Origin of the sequence: Pseudomonas sp. Larv2_ips (assembly GCF_963879675.1) — a bacterium.
Taxonomy (GTDB): Bacteria; Pseudomonadota; Gammaproteobacteria; order Pseudomonadales; family Pseudomonadaceae; genus Aquipseudomonas.
In genome coordinates this window covers 1,854,013-1,857,144 of sequence record NZ_CAWOAW010000014.1, presented here as the reverse complement: position 1 = coordinate 1,857,144, position 3,132 = coordinate 1,854,013, and the positions used below count along the sequence as shown (strand labels likewise).

General features: G+C 60.0%; 3 protein-coding genes. All 3 read left to right on the top strand.

All coding sequences use genetic code 11. From position 1 onward, the window contains the following. Positions 1 to 19: 19 nt before the first annotated feature. Positions 20 to 1,438, top strand: coding sequence for a DUF4055 domain-containing protein (locus AACV02_RS15230; protein WP_119740761.1), 1,419 nt, complete (start codon positions 20 to 22; stop codon positions 1,436 to 1,438). Beyond that, positions 1,413 to 2,498 carry a minor capsid protein gene (locus AACV02_RS15225; protein ID WP_119740759.1) on the top strand — a complete coding sequence of 362 codons (1,086 nt, stop codon included), beginning with the start codon at positions 1,413 to 1,415 and terminating at the stop codon, positions 2,496 to 2,498. The genes AACV02_RS15230 and AACV02_RS15225 overlap by 26 nt, the downstream gene beginning before the upstream one ends. Before the next feature lie 82 nt (positions 2,499 to 2,580). Further along, the coding region (locus tag AACV02_RS15220) for a hypothetical protein (RefSeq protein ID WP_119740854.1) at positions 2,581 to 3,132 on the top strand (552 nt) is incomplete at its 3' end.

Here is a 3,132-nt window from a genome sequence, read left to right as displayed (position 1 = left end):
TCAAAATGGGATACGCCCGATGAGCAACGACGTCTCCTTCAAGCGGGCGGAATACACGGCAGTGCTGGACCGCTGGGCGACGGTTCGCGATGTTTGCGCGGGCCAGCACCGTGTTGTCGATCGGCTGCCCTACATCAACGCACACGACAAGTCGCCGGAGAACGAAGACAGGAATCGGGCTTACCGAGAGCGGGCCGTGTTCAAGAATGCCACCGGGCACACCCGTAACGGGCTGCTGGGCCTGGCCTTCCATAAAGACCCGACCCTCACGGTGCCGAAAAAGCTGGAGTACCTGCAAGACAACGCCAACGGCTCCGGAGTGAGCATTTACCAGCATTCACAAGGCACGCTTGAGAAGGTGCTTGAGGCTGGACGCCACGGCCTGTACGTCGACTATCACCAGGACGACGGCATCGGCGGGCACTCGGTGATCCTGTCGTACTGCGCCGAGGATATCATCAACTGGCGCACGGGCATGGTAAATGGTCACAGCGTGCTGACCCTGGTGGTGCTGCGCGAGTCGCCGGAGATCCCGGAAGGGTTCGGCTACAAGACGGCTGAGCAGTACCGGGAGCTGGCGCTTGAGGATGACGGTTTCGTTTGCCGTGTCTGGCGCCGGTCCGGGCCGAAAGGCGGCGGGCCGCTGGCGGTCATCGATGAGTTCAGGCCTGAAGGCGTAACCGGTCGCCTCAAGGAGATCCCGTTCACCTTCGTCGGCGCGCAGAACAACGACCCAAGCATCGACGAATCGCCGCTCTACGACATCGCCATGATCAACCTGGGCCATTACCGGAACAGTGCCGACTACGAAGACAGCGTCTTCTGGTGTGGTCAGGCTCAGCCTTGGATCAGCGGCCTTGATGAGCAGTGGCGCGACTGGATGGAGAAGCACGGCGTTTATGTTGGCTCCAGGGCTCCCATGATGCTGCCGGCGGGTGGTGCATTCGGCTACGCGCAACCGGCGCCGAACACGCTGGTCAAGGAGGCAATGGCTGATAAGAACCAGATGATGATCGAACTCGGCGCACGGATGGTGGTGGCTTCACTTGCCACCAAGACCGCTACCGAGTCCCGAGGCGATCAGTCGGCATCCACTTCGGTACTCGCAGGCTGCGTGGCAAACGTCAGCGAGGCCTACACCCGAGCAATCATGTGGTGCTGCGCCTACATGGGCGTTGCAGACAAGAAGGTCGCGTACCAGGTGAACCAAGAGTTCGTCGAGCTCACTGCTGACCCGCAGATGATCACGGCGCTGGTGGGGCTGTGGCAGCAACGCGGATTTGCTAAGGCAGACCTTCGGGCCTACCTGCGTAAGCTGGGTTTGATCGCACCGGAGCGCACAGACCTGCAGATCGACGGCGAACTGGAAGAGCAGGTTGACGGCCTGGGCTTGGACGACGAGGACAAACTAAATGGCGGTAAATCCGGCAGTACTTGATGCCACCATCCGGCACGCGGTCTTTCTTGAAAAACTAAAGGCAGGAGAGGTGGGCAAGTTTGCCCCTTTCCTCAAGGAGATCGACCGCTCGATCCGCGACCGGCTTACCCAGTCGGACCTGACCGACTACAACCTCAAACGTTTGGAGGCGCTGCTGAAAGAGGTCGACAGCCTGTTGCTGGGCATCTTCGACCGCTACAGCGCGCAGTTGAACCTCGACCTGGTAGACATCGCCAACTACGAGGCCGAGTTTGAAGCGACCAGCCTGGCCAAGTCTGCACCGGTGGGCGTGTCGCTCGATGTGGTGGCGCCCACGGCTGCGGCAATCCGAACAGCAGTGCTGACGAACCCACTAAGCGTGCGCGGCACCGGTGGTGGAAAGCTGCTTAAGGCGTTCATTAAGGGCTGGACCGGTGCGGAGCGTGAGCGCGTCACCGGCACCATCCGGCAGGGCTTCTTCGAAGGGCAGACGAACTTCCAGATCATCCGCAACATTCGCGGCACCAAGGCGGCAGGATACAAAGACGGCATCCTGGCCACCACCAACCGCAATGCCGGCACGGTCGTGCACACCGCCATTCAGCATGTGTCGTCCCAGGCGCGCATGGAGGTGGCAAAGGCCAACACCGACATTGTGTCCGAGATCCAAATCGTTGCGACGCTGGACAGCAAGACCAGCCAGCAATGCCGATCGCTGGACGGCCGTAGGTTTCCGGTTGAGTCTGGGCCCAGGCCGCCGTTTCATCCTAACTGCCGCACGACTTTCATTATTTTGACCAGGCTCAGCAAGATATTCGCCAAGGGCGCCACGCGCGCATCTGTAGGTGCTGATGGCGGGAGGCAGGTTAACGCCAGCCTCGACTACTACCACTGGCTGCAGCAGCAACCAGCAGCGTTTCAGGATGCTGCTATTGGTCCAGTACGAGCCAAGCTGTTCCGCGAAGGCGGCCTGACGCTAGAGCGGTTCACCGAACTTCAGCTTGATCGTAACTTTGCGCCGCTGACACTCGCCCAGATGAAGGTTTTGGAGCCACTGGCATTCGCTATGGCGGGAATTTAACCGAACACATTCAATCAGCCGCCTCCGGGCGGTTTTTTATTGCTCGCAAGGCGGGCTAACCAAACCCTAAGGGTGCATCAACGTGGCAGAAGAAAACGAAATCGACCTGGAAAACCCGGCAATCAAGGCCGCTATCGCGACTGCCGTTGAAGCATCCGTTTCCGGTTTGAAGACCAAGAACTCGGAACTGCTGGGCAAGCTGAAGGAAACCTCCGGCAAGCTGACCCAGTTCGAAACCCAGTTTGAGGGCATCGATATCGACGCCGTCAAGGGCCTGCTCAGCCGTGCGGGCCAGGACGAAGAAACCAAGCTTCTGACAGAGGGCAAGGTGGACGAGGTCTTCAACCGTCGCACCGAGCGCCTGCGTGGCGACTACGACAAGCAGTTGAAGACCATCAGCGAGCGCGCAGAGAAAGCTGAATCTTTCGCTGCCAAGTTCCAGGGCAAAGTCCTGGGCGACTCTGTACGCGGTGCAGCATTGAAGGCCGGTGCGCTGCCGGAAGCAACAGACGACATCATCCTGCGCGCCAAAGGCGTGTTCACCCTTAACGAAGATGGCGATGCAGTCGCCGTTGATGAATCCGGCCAGGTCATCCTCGGTAAAGACGGCAAGACCCCTCTGACTCCGCTCGAG